The following is a 17562-nucleotide window of genomic DNA, read 5'->3' as shown; positions in this document are numbered from 1 at the left end:
AATTATTCCTAACTATTTAGAAAAGATGTAGATGGGCGGGTGAAACAAGTCCCGCCCTGGCTTGAGGTGACAGGTCGAAACAACTAGACCTGTCCCTTATGAAGATACCAGCCGATTGGTTCTTCAAGATATTATCAGTTTCCAAACTATTTAAAATTTATCTAAATGATTAAATTAATAGTTGTCATTTTCTAAACTAAATGTTCCATTTAGCAATTTCTCAAATCTTTCCTTTTTTCTTTTAATGTGGAAATTATCATGTCCGTAAAGAAAATCATAAATTTTTTGACACCTTTCAAATCCACTAGTTGTAATATGAAAAATACCACTATGTCTCCCAACGTTAATATCCAAATCACAATTTTCCTTTAATAAATAAGCATAATTTTCACATAATTGTTTTCCAGCAGAAACAACATTAAATTTAGGTTTATATTTATCTGTTTTCTTATATGAGATCATTCCATCAGCATCGAATATACCTCTACAAATAGCAGCTTCCTCTTCGGGAGTTTTAAGATAATCCAATGGAATGTATTCATGTCCGGTTTTATTAGGCACAACACCATATTTTGCAAGATCAGATTTCCATTGTGTACTACAAACATTTATATCATAACGATCATGCCAACCCTGTTCATACTTATGTATACTGATTTTGGTTTGTATATTCATGTGGTTATACATGTCAATCAAATTATCTTTATCTTTTTTGTTTGTGGAAACAGATGTGCAATTGCCTCTGATACTTCCATCGCCAATAAAATAGCCAACGATATACCATTTCTTTAAATTCATGTTTTCAAAACTAAAGAAATATTCATCTATTCTATTTTTAAAAGGAGCTTCCTTTAATGCATTTAACCAAGAACTGAAAAATTTTATATAAGCATTTGAACTAGGATATCCATTTTGATTTGTCATATCTTCAGGTAAAGGTAATCTTCCATTCTCCCTTTCAAATCTTAATAATTCTTTAATTAAGAACTCCTCTGTAAGATATGGCGACCAATCCCAATATTTAACTTTATTTTTAAATGAAGCTACTTTTAAAGCATTTAAAAAAGAACCAAATACTTTATAATATTTTGAATCATCAGGATATCCATTTTTAGCACCCATATCTCTTTGTGTAGGAATACGACCAAATTCTTCTTCAAAACGCAAAAGTTCATTTATTAAATATTCTTTGTCCCTGTTATAATTTCGATTAGTTTCATATCCACTTAATACAAGAGCCTCATTCCATGATTCGAAACAATCAGAAACCGTTCTATATGAAGGATATCCATTATTAGGATTAAAATCACTTTGTGTAGGTACTCTACCATTTTCTTTGTAATATCTTTGAATTTCCGAAATTAAGTAATCTCTTTTTTCAGTTTTCTTTTTATTTTTATATTCTTGTGTATAAAAAGTCTCTTTAATTATATGCAAAGAACCAAACACTTTATAATATCTATGAAAACTGGGATATCCGTTTGATGCACATAAATCCTTTTGTCCCGGTATCCTGTTATGTTCTTTTTTAAACCTCAATAGCTCTGCAATCAAAAATTCTCTCTCGTCCACGTTTCCCCCTCTCAACGAGATTTGATGTGATAGATATAATGTATTTTGTAGTCAATAGGCTACAAACTTTGTAGTCTATAGACGTCGATAATATTTAATCATATCTTCCTAAGTTAAATGTCTATGAAAAATGAGGAAATATTTGGAGTCTTAATAAAAGATGCCCGAAAAAATAAATCCCTTTCACAGGAAAAATTAGCAGAAAAAACTGGCTTAGATAGAACATTTATCAGTTCAATCGAAACGGGAAAGAAAATTCCTACACTTACATCCATCTGCAAACTCGCCAAAGGGCTGGATATGAAAGCTTCTGAGCTTTTAAAATTATATGAAGAAAAAGTTGCTGAGTATGGTGAAGATTCAACTTAAACATCAGTTCGTGGAGTAAATATTTTTCTTTTATTTTTTTCATTCCTTCGCATATCATCAAAATTCGAGAATGTATTCAGGGAAGAAGAGGAAATACAATAAATTAAGACAGCTTGAAGCAACTCCGTTATGTAAACCCCTATTATATAATTAGAGGTTAACAATATAAAAAATTTCGTATTTTCAGCGAAAAAACTGTTTGGGGTATAGAATGTTTGAGATAAATTGTATTACAGAAAATACAACCCTGTATTATTAGGGAAGTGTCTAGTGATAACGATTTGTTTTTTGCCCAAATACATGGTAAAAAATATATTTTATGAATCGGCTGCCTTCTTTTTGGGTAAAATAATACAATTAATACAATTTTCGAATATAAGAGAGTATATTATATAGAGTTATATTAGATTAAAATTTTAAATTACCTATTATTATTTTGTATTATTTGTATTATTTGAATTAGAAAGAAGTCTATTGCTATTGAAAACACTGATTTTAGTATGTATTACCCTTTATATACTCAGTAATACAAATAATACATGAGCTTACTGGACCTATTTTCCTAAAATTCAGGTTCAGAAACAGTAACTAGCATATCTGTGGAGTTTGTCCCAATTGGATTAACAATATTTCTTATGTCAGATATAATGAAAAATAATTTTAGTCCTTGATAGCTCTTATTGTTTTATTATTTGTATCTATCTCAAGCACTTTAATACCTTTAAGCAGATGTCTATAAGTTCTAACGTAGTATTCTGCTAGAGTTTCATTCTTTTTAACATGCGTAGCTTTTTCCATAATAATTATCTTGACTGTTTCAGCAGGAAGAAACAGCATATACAAAACCGCTTCATTAATGGCTGCCACTTTTGCACTAGGTATATTTCCAGCTTCTGTCCATCTATAGCATTTACATTCCGCTACATATTGCTTATCTTCTGATACGCAATCGAATTTATGTTGTTTGGCAGGCTCGCCTATGAGTATAGCAATGTCAGCACTAAATGGTTTATTGTAATATTCACTCAACAACACTGTTGACAGTTCTTGAAACATGCGTCCTACTATAGGGTTATCACTGTTTGCATTCACAATATCACAACTTTTCTTACAATATCTCCAAGAGCATATTTTTACATCTCTATCTTCAGATAAAAGCAGTTGCTTTTATATAATCAAATAATTGAATATGAACTGAATGAATAATTACAATCTATCTCATGTGTGCAAGAGTGATTAAAAAATTCGCCTTTTTATTGATCTCTTCAAACCTCCTTTATTCAAATTGCAGTTTTGGCAATCCATTAACAATATCAACAGTCTGGACACTGAGATTAATAATACTGAGAAGCAAATCTAAGATATAATGAGGATTACCTGCTTCCTTAGCCCAGTCGTTAGGATCATTGGTAATTCCACTATCTTTATCAGTTTTTATTTGGTATCTCTCCATTATCCATTCAATAGCACTTTTTCCATTTACTATGTATTGATAAGCCTTGTCTGGTATTTCGGAAATTGTGATTTTGCTATTATAGATTATGGTGTCCTTTTGGTCTTTTTTAGGGAATTTCATCTTACTAACTATAAAGTATTCGCTTTCAGTGCCTGTGACCCCCACGTCAGAGTAAGGGGGAACAGTCTCATAGTTCATATGTAAGTCTGCTAATTTTCTTCCAGCCTTACTAAAACTCCAAAAGTCTTCAACGTTGTTAACTAAAGGTATTTTAGGTAACATCTTTTTTAGGTCATTTGAAAAGGTTTTACGATAATCAAGGCTGTGGAATATGCCATAAACATAATAGAATAAATCTTCTTTGGTTAAACCAGGTTCTCCATACTGCTTTCTAGCTTTTTCGAGAATAAAATCACTTATGCCATCCCTTTTTATGAATCTATTTAATGTTTCAGGCTCATTTGTATCAAGAAGAGTTTGAAAAGCGTTTATCTTTTTATTATTCTTGTCTCCGATTTCTTCATAATAGTGCAAGGGGAAACATTGCGAATCTCCATTTAAATGTAAGTCTGGTATGCAATCAGCAATTATTGCTGAAAATTCTTTTTTACCACCAGGGGCAGGTACGCATATCACAAAATTTTTAGTTTGAGAGTTAGGAAAAAGTTTAGGCAGTTGGCCTAGTCTGTGATTAAAAGTCTTCTCATAATACAGATATTGTTTACAAAACGGTCTATAATGACCAATTATAATATTGTTTTTATCAAAAACAGCTTTTATACACCTGCTAGCATAAGAAACTAGACTGCTTGACCAACTTATTTTTTTTGGATCATTGTCCTGTATTTTACTAAAGTCAAAATTTGGATTATTTTTCAAACAATTTTGAAAAATAGTTATCTGTTCATTGTAAGAATGGACTGTAGCTTCCATATTTTTCGTAACAGAAGAAGAAGATGAATTATATACCCACGCATCACGACTAGAGCCCAAACCAAGTGAATAAGTTACAAAAAAAGAATTACTTTTCATGTCAAACTTATTTTGTGGTGTAATTGGAATGAAAGTATCAAAGGCAATATTACGGTGATTAATCCAGTCTCCTTCTTTGTTTGAGGTTATAGGCTTCCAGTCTATTTCAGAATTAACAATAGTTCCGAATTTTTTAATAATTGATAGTTTTTCATCTCTAGAGAGATAATCACCAATATCATAATAGTAGATTGTAGCCTTTTTATTAGTATTATTTGGATTTTTAACAAGTAATGTTATAGATACCGGGGTTCGTGAACCAGAACCAAATATTTTCCCCCCTTCTTTTCTACTCAACTCTCCACTGGTACGTTGATTTCCTCGCAGATTGAATACATAGATAAGATTAAATTCTTTTTCCAAACGTTTTCTAAAACCATCTTGAGCATTACCATCAATCCAACTACCATTGGATACAAAACAGATAATCCCACCACGTTTTTTATCCAACCGGTCAGATGACCAACGAAAAGCCTTAATATATGCATCATATAGTGAGTTTTTGTTAGTAGCATTTGATTCTTTGGCATAAGTGTCTGCGATGCGCTCTTCCAGTTTTGGATATGACATATTTTGTGCATTATCGTTTGCTGAGTTTTGTCCAACGGAATAGGGAGGATTGGTCATTATTACCATTATTGGTGTCTTTTGTTGAGCTCCAACAAGTTCACTGTTCTTTGGGAAGAAGTTAGGGCTAAGGAGATCACCTTGAATATGCTCACCTAATTGAAAAGTATCTGTTAAACAGATACCGCCAAAACTCTGGTAATCCTGTGTTTCGGGCAATAGATCATGATACGTATTTTCAATGTTTACGGCAGCAATGTAGTACGCCAGTAAAACAACTTCGTTGGCGTGTATTTCACCCAAATATTTGCGCTTGAGATCGTCTGGTTTTATTAATCCGCTTTGAAGTAATCTAGTAATAAACGTACCCGTGCCTGTAAATGGATCAAGGATATGAACATTTTCGTCTGTAAGACCTTTTTCAAATTCATTCTTCAAAACATCATCAACTGAACGGATAACAAAGTCGACAACTTCTACGGGAGTGTATACGATACCAAGTTGATCGACCATCTTTGGGAAAGCAGTTTTAAAAAACTTTTCATAGAGTTCTTTAATAACACGCTGTCGGCCCTCAGCATTATCTATATCTGATACCTTTTTTTTCACAGAATCATAAAAACGGTCTAAGGTCTTAGCATCTTTTTCAATCGCCTGCGATTCTAACAAATCAATCATTTTTTGCATGGATTTTGATATTGGATTATGTTCTGTAAAGGAGTAATTTTCAAAAATAGCCTCGAAAACAGGTTTGGTAATCATGTGTTGTGATAACATCTCAATAGCCTGTTCTCTGGTAATTTTAGGATTGATATTTTGTTGAAGTTCTGATAAAAACTCATCAAACGTATCCTTAACATCCTCATTCTTTACCAGATTATTTAAGCGTGCAATCTGCTTTTCAGCTATTTCTGCAACGCTTTTAGCCCATTGTTCCCAATAAAGACGGTCTCCAACTTTATTGACCATCCGAGCAAAAATTAAATTTTGTAATTCCTCAAACTGCAATAGTAATTTTGTTTGGATGGTCCTTTCTGACCTACTACGTTCAACTGAAATAGGATTACCGTTTTCATCGAAGCTGGTGTCAGGTTTACCAATCAAAATATTATCAGGTTTTTTACTATTAAGCTCAATCTTATTTATCGTGGCATTAAAGCGGTCATCATGTGCTCTGAGAGCGTTTAATACCGTCCAAACCACTTTGTATCGGCTATTATCATCCAATGCCTTTTCAGGCGGGATACCACTTGGAACGATTACAGGAATTATGATATAACCATACTTTTTCCCTTCAGAAAGCCTCATTACACGGCCGACAGATTGCACAACATCAATCGGCGAATTACGAGCAGATAAAAACATCACAGAATCCAAAGAAGGAACATCTACTCCTTCACTCAAACATCTGACATTAGTAAGTACTCTGCACTCATCACTCTCTTCTTTCAACCATCCTAGCAAATCATCTCTGGTTGTTGAATTCATAGTTCCATCAACGTGCCGAGATTCAACATTGAGAATTTTTTCTTGTTTCTCTTCAGGTAAATCAGCAATATATTTCTCAGAAACGGCATTGAAATTGTCAGTAATTTCTTTGCTAACACTAATTTTTTGACAAAATGCTACAGCCCTTTTCATAGGTAGAGGGTCTGTCTCTTTTATAATCCCTTCATCACCTACAATCTGTTTTGACAAAGCATTTATGCAACCTATCAGCTTCGAAGCATCATCAGCATTTATTGAATGCTCCTTGTCAGCCACCATTATTTGTACGGACGGAGAAATATCCTGATCACTTAAAGTAAGAACTAACACTTTGTAGTCAGCAAGTAATCCCTCGTCCACGGCCTGACCAAAACCAAGCCTGTGAATTTCCTTACCATACAGATTTTCATCATCCATTGAGCAGAGAACCGCATCATTGAGATCAGCTCTACTTTTGCTATCATCGCTGAAAATTCGTGGTGTTGCGGTCATGTAGAGGCGTTTTTTCGCTTTTAGAAATTGATCATCATGAACCTTTACAAAAGCAGATTCATCTTCACCGGCTAAGGTAACTCCTGTAGTGCGATGGGCTTCATCACAAACAATAAGGTCAAAAATAGTTCCCAGTTTTTTTTGCGCTTTTGAAACAACATCAATGCTTTGGTATGTCGAAAAAAATACAGTCAGACTGTCATTTCCATTTTTTTCTATATATTCACATTGTTTTAAAACATTGTCAACACTTGTACTAGCGGGTAAAGCTAAATTTACTATACTCGTAGAATCTCTATCATCGTTATCACTCTCTTTTTTCCTTGAAACTTCAGCATCAGAGCAGACACAAATAGCATTGATGGGCTCATCAGCATCATAATACCATTCCGTTAACGTCTGTCCCATAAGGGCAATAGAAGGAACTAGAGTAAGAATTAATCCTTTACCCTGCGTTTGCTTCTCAGCAATTTTTAAGGCAGTGTAGGTCTTACCTGTCCCACATGCCATAATGAGTTTTCCTCTATCAGCTTCCTTAAAATGCTCAAGGACTTTATCGATAGCTTCCCGTTGATGTGGCCTGATAGTTTTTTTGGTAAGTCGAGCACCAGTACCAAATATTCCTTTATCAAGTCTTTCCCAATCAATAGGAGCAGACTCTAAATCAAAAAAATTTATTCGTGATACAGGAGGGGTTTGATTGTGAAGAGTTTCTTCGGCGTTCTGACCCCATTTATTAGTAGTTGAAATCCAAAGACGATGTGAAAATCGTTCTTTTTTATCGTCTATTAAAAAAAATCGACTAGAAGTAGCTAAAAAAGAGTCTACATGTTTTTTATCAATTTTAGTATCTTCTTGATAGCATTTACACTGAATTGCCCAATATTCTTTGTTTTTAGTTAGAGCAACCAAATCAATGCCTATATCAGACTTCCCAAATTGATCGTTATAAGGAAACTCATTCCATAACCAGACCTTTTCAAATTTGTTTTCATATATTGGATTTGTTAACAAATACCCTTTCATTAGTCGCTCAAAGCGAGCACCTTTATCTCTTTCAGAAAAAGATAATTCTCGATGTTTATTAAGGATAGTCTGAAATCTCATGTCAATCAGTCTCTTTGAAAGTAACTTCTGCATCAATCTATATATAGATATAATGATTTGATCGGCGAGTATTACATATTTTTTCAAACTCCGAGAGTGATTTGAAAAATTACAGTGGTTATCTAAAATAAGATTTTTGCGACATTTAATGTAAGTAAAAAATGGGACACATTGAACATGGGCTAAAGCACTACTGGTCAACCAAGCATTACTGATATTTATAGGTGCATTTGAATATAACAGGCTTTATAAGAAGCACTTAGTTGAGTTTTTAAACACAGAAAGGTAGAATCACAAAGGGAGCAAACAATAACTCAGCTAAGAGCCTCTGATGCTTCCCTGAGTGAATCATTTCTCAAAATTTATCTACACCGCTTAGATATGTCCATTTGTGTGGTTTAACCAATGCTGACGGCGAAGATATATACACTTACTCATTCGATTAAAAACTTAAACTTGCTAAGCATACTTTGTTAACTCACCGGGACTCAGAAGCAGTTGAAAAAAAAAGATGAGAGGATTAACCCCTCATTTTTCACATCGTATTTTGCCTTTTTTACTTTCTTTTATACAGGAACACCATAATAAGGCAAACTATCCCACAGACCATTCCAAATCCGGGTATGCTTGTAATCTTTCCCGTCTCAGATTTCTGTCCATCCTTACTCCCGGCGGCAATACTCTCTTGGCCAGCATCCTGGACACCGGTTGCAGGTTCAGTTTCGTTTCCGGTTTCTTTCTCTACGGCTTTCCCTGTTATTGCAAAGGATGAGAACTCCGGAGTTTCTGCTGTGAAGTAAAGATATCTTTCATCCTCTTTCAATAGTTTTGCAGGCATCTGTGACCATTTTTTCTCGTTGTACCTGTTGAGCGCGATTGAGTTCTGGTCAATCTTCTTATCTTCAAGCCAGGATTTCTCAACCTTGAAGCACACTACAGGGTTCTCAATGTTCTTTTCCGTTGCAAATCCTGCATTTCCCACCCAGAGGTTGAAGTATTTATAAACCTCACCTGAGGATAGATTCGAAGTCAGGGTTGATTTTGCCTTGAGCTGCTCGGCAATGGTTGTGGTCTTTCCGGTAGTTTTCTTTGCATCGAAGCTCACATATGCAACGCAGGTTGCATTCTTTGTGAAATCAAACTTTATGGGCTTTCCATTTGCAACATGAGCCTGTGAAATCTCCTTGGCTTGAACATTCTTTGCAGGTTCTGGTGATCCGCCCCCGCCACCGCTTCCACCACTGTTCTTGTGGCTACTTCCTTCACTACTACCACTTGAGCTGCTTGGTGTAAGTACATTTATTGCAGCATTCTTTGAGGCAGTTCCATTTTCGTTGCTTACAGTTAGGTTGACAGTATAAGTTCCAGCATTTGCGTATATATGAACTGGACTTGTATCATTGGAGTCCGGCTGTCCATCACTATTGAAGTCCCAAGCCCATGAAGCTGCTTTCTGAGAAAGATCATAAAACTGCACTGTTAGGGGAGCATAACCCTCAGTAATATTGCTACTGAAATTTGCAACTGGAGCGTTTGGATCACTAACAACTATGTATCCCGGTTTTGTCGCTGTACTGTCCCCTACATCGTTTCCCGCAGTCAGACTGATTGTATAATTTCCTGGTTTTGTAAACGTGTGAGTTACATTCATGGAGTACTTTGAATCGATACCACTGTACCACGATAAACTGCTACCATCGCCAAAATCCCAGTACCACGTATTAGGTGCTCTTTCAGTACTGGTATCAGTGAATAGAACAACTAAAGGTGCAGCTCCAGAAGTTACATTAGCAGAGAAATCTGCCACTGGTGTTTGTGGGGAAGTTACAGTAATATAATTCAGTTTCGTCACTGTACTATTGCCTGCTTCATTTGCCACTGTTAAAGAAACGTTGTATACACCCGACTTAGTGAATGTGTGTGTTGCATTCATGGCATGTTTTGAGTCAATCCCGTCCCCAAAATCCCATAGCCAGGAAGTTGGTACTCCACCAGTGCTGGTATCATCGAATAGCACAACTAAAGGTACATTTCCAGAAGTCACGTTTGCAGTAAATTCAGCTGTAGGAGAATTTTCTACTGTTGATGAGAGATCATATAAATAAATACTACTTTCTTCACGATCCTCTGGATCATTGCGAAGGTCCGCATATACGATTTTATCTTCAAAAATAGATGGACAGTGTGCAGTACCGCTGTTCGTGATCCGAGTCATTTTGCCAGTAGATATGTCATACATGTCGATGTTACTCATCCATTTACCATCCACATTGTATTCGCTTTCCCATACAATCCGATTACCATGAAAAGCACGATTATACATCCCTCCGCTAGTATTAATCTGAGTTGTTATATGGGTAGCAATATCCCGCATATATGTGCTGCTCTCTTCATTGTGAGTCTCTCCCCATATTACAATATTATTGTAAATATCAGGGTTTCCGGCTGCGCCACTAGTACTTATGCTACCTATCCGCTGCGTGGGTATATCGTATATGTAAATATCTCCTTTTTCTGACCACACTATCTTGTTCCCGTATACGACGCAATGAATACTATAGTCACTTGTAGCAATTTGCGTTTCTTTGTGAGTGACAAGATCATACAAGTATAAACTATAAAATCTACTAGTTGGACTGCTATTGGAATACTCAGATTTTACATATACTATCTTGTCTTCGTAAATATCTGGATTTAAATACTCTATACTATGTCCGTAACTATCAGGACTATCTGTACCAGAATCTACTGGAATTATTTGAGTTTTTTCACCAGTGGAAAGATTATACATCATAATTTTTTCGTTTAGACCCTCACTCCATACAATTTTATCACCATATACAGGAATATTACCGAATGTATATCCAGTAATATCTATTTGTTTTCCGGCAGCTATATCATATACGTTTATACTATTCCCAGAATTATCATACCATGTAACTATGTTACCGTGGATTCTAGTACCCTCTACTAATCGCTGCCCATGTACGAGTTGAGTTTCTGTTCCAGCCAACGCCACAGATGAGCCGAAAATTAAAAAGAATAAAACTAGTAATGCTAAAGGTATTGAATACAGTTTTTTCTTATTTGTCATTTATTTTCCTTCGTCACCTAACATTTAAAATATACAAATACAGATTACATTCCAATATTCTTTAAATCTTTCCTTCAACTTTAATTGGCTCGGTACTCAAAATATGATTATAATTTAGAGTTATCAAAAAACGCAACTGTTAATTCACATAAAAACAATCAGTAACTGATAGTTGAAAAATTATTGTAAATTGGATGGGAATAGATTGTGACTGAAGGATAATTAAACCAAAATGATTTCAGGAGCTAGCCATTTAGATAAAGCAGTTACCTTATTCAATTATTAGACCAGAAGTTCAGTTAAGTTGAGATAAATGAGCGTTAGAATGGTTCTGAATTAGGAAAAAATTAAAAAATTTTATTGACTTTTGCATGCGATCCTTAGCACCCCTGTCTGTTTAAACTAAGTACCTCTTTGTGGAAGCATACTCTATATAGATTTATAGTCAAACCGTTTATACATATTTATACTGTGCTTGTAGAAAAGTATCTCGATATGTAGTAAAGTTTGTTTAGTATGCTCACAACCTTGGATCGGGAGACGGTTGATCAAATAAATCGATACCGGCTGGAGGTCAATCTGTTGGATCAGGGGTAGTCAAAACAATTTTTTTTATATAACGCATATACTGTTTCTAATTACAAAATATAGTGTTACTAATGTAAAAGTTCAAATGCCTCATCTAGTTGATCCAAGCCTACTGACCTTGATCCAATCCTGATCCAATAATAGATAATTGGGGATTAGTTCTGATCCCATTCCAATTGTTCATCTGTTCTGTAATTGTCAGAATTGTATCATACCCAACTGTTTTCACAAAACCTAGATATTTCTTACTAAAGTCTTTAACCATTTCTGGTACATTTTCAACAACTGAATTATAATGTTAAGGGTTTAATCCTATTATTTTCAGTATAATTTCGTAACTTCAATCGTGCATAGTCCAAATTCAGAACCTTGAGTATATGGGTATAGTGATCCTTCTGAAGCAGGGTCTATTATGAATTCGCAATTTTTTAATTCACGATCTTTCAGTATATCAGTTACTTTTATCCTTGCTTCCAGTTCATTCTCTGCTTTAATCTCTAATTCCTTGACAAACGGATGATAAATATTCACCGCTTCACCTTTAATCCGCACGCTATATCTTTGCATTTTATCTTCCTATTATTTTAATAAAATACCCAAAAATCCTTATAGGGATATATGCCAGTTTTGTTTAAGTAATTATTGAGCTCATCACAAAACCTACTTTATTCAGACATTAATGAAAAATTCATGATAATTGTCCTAATCAATAGATTAATTAATAATTCCATATTTGAAGTACAAGGACGCAAATTTGAGTTTTGTGATGAGCTCATACTATATCATATGGGGCTTTTCGGCTGTTTCGGATACTGTATGGAGTATGAACCTAAAGATATGTATGCTGCTATAAGGAGAATCCATTAGTGCAGGTATTTGCATCATGTGACACGGAAGAATCAAAATGGATTGATTAGATGGGACGCATAAAGCCGCCTAATTGGGAAGATATTATTATTATCTTGGCTGCAATCATAGTGCTTTTGCTTTTGCACGATAGTATTAGTGAATTTCCTAGCGCATTTTATTAAAGGCAAATCTGTAATTAAGCTGTGACCTGCACTAAATCCACTGAGAGGGTGATAGAAGAAAGAAAAACATACAGGTTTTCAAATTACCGGAAACAAAAACAATTCAGCTACAGAGCTTATAAAGGCTCTGAATTAGGAAAAAATTAAAAAATTTAAAAATTTTTAGAAAAAATTCAATCTTGAGCCTCATACTTAACAAGTCAATATCCAACTTATCCATCCACTCTGTGCGAGCATACTTCAAATTTTATATAATTCAACAGGTTCTTTAAACTGGTAAATTGTAAACTAAGAAAGTGGGGTTTTTTAAAGACTTTTTATCAATTCCACCCCCGTTCATTAAGCTTATTCGCTACATCCAAAACCGTTTGTTCCCCAAGCTCACGTTTGAAGCCGGGATATTTCGTGTTAAACTTCTCAACCATTTCTGGCACGCTGTCAACTACAAAATGATACCGTGATTGAACGAAACGTTTTAAAATTTCTCTAAGACGACTATAAATACTGGCTTCAGAATTCAAACTACATGGGGCAGAAATCAAACCCTGATCGCTATTGGCTGAGGCAGAATTCGCAGAATTCACAGAATTCACGGTTTTCAAGGGGGTCTTAGAAATGCATGTATTTTTTTCCATCTGCGGGGAGGAGGGATACATGTTTATTTCACCCCCTTCTTCATCCCCCTTTTTATGATTTCTGCCCATATTATTATCATTTTTATTATTATTATTCACTATCGGGAAATTGCTTGAGGCGAAATTCTGAGCATTTGAGTTCTGCTGATTTCTGCTGATTTCTGAGGGCTTTTTTTGATTTCTGTACTCACGCTTCCAGTTGTACAACTCCCTTGAGTTGTCCTTAAGTTTGTACACTTGAACAGGATCATCCTTAAAAACCTGCTCCAAAGCTTCCGCAATCTCATAATCACAGCTCACGAAAATACCGTTTTTTATAGCTTCAACAACGTCAACGCCTTCAGGTAATCCATCGAAAAGGTCACCATCGTATGAATAGCACAAAGCCCTGGTTTTCCCTGCTCCCCTTATCTCGAAACCGTTTTCACCAAGTATAGGCTGCTCTACTTTATCATAGGTGAATCCCGGCACTTTCTCTTTGAATCCCTGCTTTCCTTTGGTATCCCCTAACAAGATTCTTTTTAAAGTGGACTCCGATTTTTTGAATTTGTTAGTTTCCTTCAGTTCTTTGAATAGCTTTTTGTGTTGTGCTCCATCACAGTAGAGTTGACACATTTCGTGAATTGTATGGAGTATTACAATTTCCTCATCGGTTAACATACACGAATTGTTTTGTGCTACATACGAATAGATAGAAACAGCTTGTTTCCAGTCTTCCAACGTGCCTACTAAGTTTCCATGAACCGTCTCTCTCTGCCGATAGTTAAACACTGTCACAGATAATAAGACATCAAGAAACTTTTCTTGATTCCTTTTCTTTGATTCCTCGCTCCAAGTAGAAACAAAACCGTAAGCTGAGAAGACGTTATACAGGTTATCACAGATGTATTCTAACATACATCTACAGATCAAAACCTTCTCGCTGCTCTCTTCCGGTGCGATTCCTAAACATCTTCCTTTTTGCTTGTGGTTTACTTCGTGGTCATGCCCCGTTTCGCTTTCGGTGTTGGAATATATGAATCGAGTTCCTAGCTGAACATCATCAATACTATCTACTGATGAAAGCCAAAAATCAATCCTCGCTGGAATTGACTTAGTAACAGGCTTTCCATCTATAACGGTATCCATTACAGTTTCGTTTTCAAAGTCCGCTGTTGCTTTTTTTATTGTCGATACAACGCCTTTATCTGAAAGGTCTATATCATCAGTGTAAAGTATCGTCCCTGGTATCAGATCAGGCATGTAGTACAGTACTTTAGGTGAAAATGTGGTTGCTCTGAATTTCCAAGGAGGACATAACTTACCCATTGACAAACAAGCGTGACTTTTTCCCGATTCGGAGTCACCAGAAGGCTTTTCATGGATTCCTATACCTGCGTTTAATAACTGGGTGCAGGCTATAGAACAGGCTAGCATTTCCCCTAAATTCCTATCTCCAACATGAATTTCGTTCCATGTGTCGCATATATAAAGGAATGGATCACCGCTGTCTAGTATTTCGTTTGCTTTCCTGATTACTTCCTCAGGGTATGCCTTAAGCCTCTCTTCTAGGGGCGGGAGTTTGTACCGTGTACTTTCTTCCTCTCCCTCTTCTCCGTTTTCTTGGGTCTTCTGCTCGCCTGCTTCGTTTCTGTTCTTCTTTTGCCTTTCCTTTTCTATAGCTGCAAACACTTTATTAATGTCTGTTTTGTTCAATCTGAACTTTTTTGCGACCTCGTTTTTTACAAAAACCTCCCATTCATCATCTGGCATAAAAGAAAGGTCATTTACAGCAAAAACCTTGAAAGCTTTGAGCCTTGTTGTGCTTGTTGAGGTCGTTGATATTACCTGTTGCTCTAACAGGTAGTCACAGAGTTCCATACTTGAATCCATGAGCTTTTTGAAGTCTTCTGGGCTGTACTCCTTCATGTAGTCGGCAATATCTATTTTATCACAGCCTTCAGGCTTAGGCAGTATGATAAGCCGGGTTTCAATTCTCGCTCTCTCAAGTGCTTCGGCTGTCTTCAATGCACCTTTGATTCCTGCCTCATTTTCCTCATTGTCATTGCAGATGTAGACGCATTTGAGTTCCCTTGTGAGGCTTATTAATTTAGTGTGGTCTTTCTCCCTAAACTGTACCGTAACCGGGGATATGCAAGGAAACCCAGCCTGTAACATTACTATACAGTCTGTCACTCCCTCGGTTATAATGCAATAATCAACACCACGAAGGCTGTCTTCACCGTAAAAACAAGAATTCTGTACTTTTATCTCAGGATATTTTTCACTACTGACTAGAAGTTTTAGGTATTTTGGTTGCCCATCCAGTGTTCTACCAATCATGTAGGCAACTTTACCGTTTTTCCAATATGGAAATATTATCCGGTGGTTAAACACTACATGGCTAAAACTCTCGTATATAAGACCTGATTGTTGAAGTGTCAACCTATCCAGCTTTAATAAATCATCGCCTGAAATTGCATACCCGATCTGTAACCGATCAACAGTTTCCCGATCAATCCCCCATTTTTCCTTAATGGTGTCGTAAAGTTCAGGTGTTAGATTTTGGTGGTAAATTCCAGCTACCTTAGTCAAGAGATTATAGACTTCTACTCTTTCCCTCTCTTCGGCTGTTATCTCTATAAGCTCTACACCTGCTCGCTCTGCGGCTATCCTAAGTACCTCCGGAAAGTCCCTTCCTCTTGGATCACTGAAGCTCCTACCGATCCAATCAAACACATCTCCACCATCACTATTTTTCATATCGTGCCATATCTGCAAATTTTGATCTACTTTCAGGCTTTTACCACTATGCCCGACAGGTGGAACTGATCCAACAAAATGACCACCGCCTTCATCCTGTAACTCAATCTCTTCTCCAATTACATTAACGATGTCGAGTTTGCTTTTGATTTCATCTATTATGTCTCGGTTAGGGGAGGTCATCGTATCCCTCCCTAGTTAACGTAGTATCACCAAATCTTATCATGGCTAACGGAAACGCTTGAAACATTTCCTTAGCCAACAGCGGGTCTGCACCCAACTCATAGAATATGTTCTCGAAATATCGGTCAATTAAATTCTTCTCATGCTCAGATGATACTGTGCTTAGTATCTGACCAAGTGTCCTTAATTCTTTCATAATAATCCTCCATTTTAGATAGCAAAAGCTAAAGCGGGGGGCATCAAAAAGGTATAAATAAGAACAGCACGTAGTTAATAACAACGAAAAGTTATATTATATACACAATTTTATGCCGAGATGTGGAAGAGGGGACGCTCCTCCATATCTCTCCTTTAACCTTTGCTCATTCTTTACATCTTAACTGATTCTCTTTTCTCTATTATCACCCTTTTAAGGCTCAATTTTAACCTTTAAAGCATTCTTTAGGGTATGTTGCACGTATGAAGATCGTGAAAAGTCTTCCCGTACGTGATCAAGTTCCTTAATCAAATCATCATCCAAATACAAACTTATTATAGATCGAGTCATCTCTCACCTTGCAAATTTTTATTATAATTACTATAAATATCTATTAGAAGTTATTAATAAACCTTCGCTAGTACAGAAGGTAAAAGGCTTTAATAGACCAATAAGTGCTTATTAGGCTTAATTGCGTAAAGATAATGAGTAATTATAGCCTATCCGAAATATAGTAAGTCACTGCACTTTTTGGATTGCTCTTTATCATCTCCACATGTGCACTCTTTTCCGCATGTTTTACCGCACAAGAAACATGGTTGCCTTCTCAGCAGTCCTGATTTCAATCTTTAATCTTTAAAGGCTTTATAACATCAGGAAGCATTCTTAGTCACTACTGGTAGCGTTTTGTATGATTCGCTTTGCTATAACCCTGTCCAATAAATCCGAACTTTTTAGCATATATTCAAGTATGTCAGGATGTTCGGTAATTACTCGTTTAGTCCACTCCAAAAATGATAAATTACTTTGAGGCGTATCTTTCATAACCGGCACATCTCCTTCAAACGGTCGTTTGTCGGTACTCCGATCCCTTTAGTGCCTTGCCCGGACTGAGGGATCGGGCAAATCTTTAAATCTCTGTCATCAAACATTTTAATTACCATGTTATTATTTTTTTCATATTGTTTTTTATCCTTTCTGGAGGTAAGGGAATAAGAATCGAACCCCTA

General features: G+C 35.9%; 8 protein-coding genes. 1 reads left to right on the top strand and 7 read right to left on the bottom strand.

Features of this window, described 5'->3' with window-relative positions; genetic code table 11:
• Positions 1-174: 174 nt before the first annotated feature.
• The gene (locus EQO05_RS00210; protein WP_128502635.1) at positions 175-1572 is read right to left on the bottom strand and encodes a homing endonuclease associated repeat-containing protein; all 1398 of its coding nucleotides are present in this window, start codon (positions 1570-1572) and stop codon (positions 175-177) included.
• A 123-nt stretch (positions 1573-1695) separates the two neighbouring features.
• On the opposite strand from EQO05_RS00210, the gene EQO05_RS00205 reads away from it, so the two are divergent.
• On the top strand, positions 1696-1941 hold the full coding sequence (locus tag EQO05_RS00205) for a helix-turn-helix domain-containing protein (protein WP_128502633.1): 246 nt from the start codon (positions 1696-1698) through the stop codon (positions 1939-1941).
• Between the two features lie 660 nt (positions 1942-2601).
• On the opposite strand, the gene EQO05_RS00200 is transcribed toward EQO05_RS00205, so the two are convergent.
• The 6 genes from EQO05_RS00200 to EQO05_RS00175 form a co-directional block, all read right to left on the bottom strand.
• Positions 2602-3033, bottom strand: coding sequence for a hypothetical protein (locus EQO05_RS00200; protein ID WP_205793642.1), 432 nt, complete (start codon positions 3031-3033; stop codon positions 2602-2604).
• A gap of 184 nt (positions 3034-3217) precedes the next feature.
• Entirely contained in the window at positions 3218-8083 is a 4866-nt protein-coding gene (locus EQO05_RS00195) for a type ISP restriction/modification enzyme (protein ID WP_128502628.1), read from the bottom strand.
• 556 nt (positions 8084-8639) lie between these two features.
• Complete coding sequence (locus EQO05_RS00190; RefSeq protein ID WP_128502626.1) at positions 8640-11177, bottom strand: PGF-pre-PGF domain-containing protein; 2538 nt, start codon at positions 11175-11177, stop codon at positions 8640-8642.
• A 909-nt stretch (positions 11178-12086) separates the two neighbouring features.
• A complete protein-coding gene (locus EQO05_RS00185) occupies positions 12087-12332 on the bottom strand; it encodes a hypothetical protein (RefSeq protein ID WP_128502623.1) in 246 nt (81 codons plus the stop codon).
• A 784-nt stretch (positions 12333-13116) separates the two neighbouring features.
• Positions 13117-16356: a CHC2 zinc finger domain-containing protein gene (locus EQO05_RS00180; protein ID WP_128502620.1), complete on the bottom strand. Its 3240-nt coding sequence runs from the start codon at positions 16354-16356 to the stop codon at positions 13117-13119.
• On the bottom strand, positions 16343-16552 hold the full coding sequence (locus EQO05_RS00175) for a hypothetical protein (RefSeq protein WP_128502618.1): 210 nt from the start codon (positions 16550-16552) through the stop codon (positions 16343-16345). The genes EQO05_RS00180 and EQO05_RS00175 overlap by 14 nt, the downstream gene beginning before the upstream one ends.
• Between the last annotated feature and the right edge of the window lie 1010 nt (positions 16553-17562).

The organism is Methanosarcina sp. MSH10X1 (assembly GCF_004099695.1).
Taxonomy (GTDB): domain Archaea; phylum Halobacteriota; class Methanosarcinia; order Methanosarcinales; family Methanosarcinaceae; genus Methanosarcina.
Note: the sequence above shows the minus strand (reverse complement) of the source record. Positions and strands in the feature narration are given on the sequence as shown.

What these genes read in the sequence shown, in the direction of transcription:
- EQO05_RS00185 (WP_128502623.1), bottom strand. Translation starts at nt 12,332, where the DNA reads ATGCAAAGATATAGCGTGCGGATTAAAGGTGAAGCGGTGAATATTTAT.
- EQO05_RS00190 (WP_128502626.1), bottom strand. Translation starts at nt 11,177, where the DNA reads ATGACAAATAAGAAAAAACTGTATTCAATACCTTTAGCATTACTAGTT.
- EQO05_RS00175 (WP_128502618.1), bottom strand. Translation starts at nt 16,552, where the DNA reads ATGAAAGAATTAAGGACACTTGGTCAGATACTAAGCACAGTATCATCT.
- EQO05_RS00180 (WP_128502620.1), bottom strand. Translation starts at nt 16,356, where the DNA reads ATGACCTCCCCTAACCGAGACATAATAGATGAAATCAAAAGCAAACTC.
- EQO05_RS00195 (WP_128502628.1), bottom strand. Translation starts at nt 8,083, where the DNA reads ATGAGATTTCAGACTATCCTTAATAAACATCGAGAATTATCTTTTTCT.
- EQO05_RS00205 (WP_128502633.1), top strand. Translation starts at nt 1,696, where the DNA reads ATGAAAAATGAGGAAATATTTGGAGTCTTAATAAAAGATGCCCGAAAA.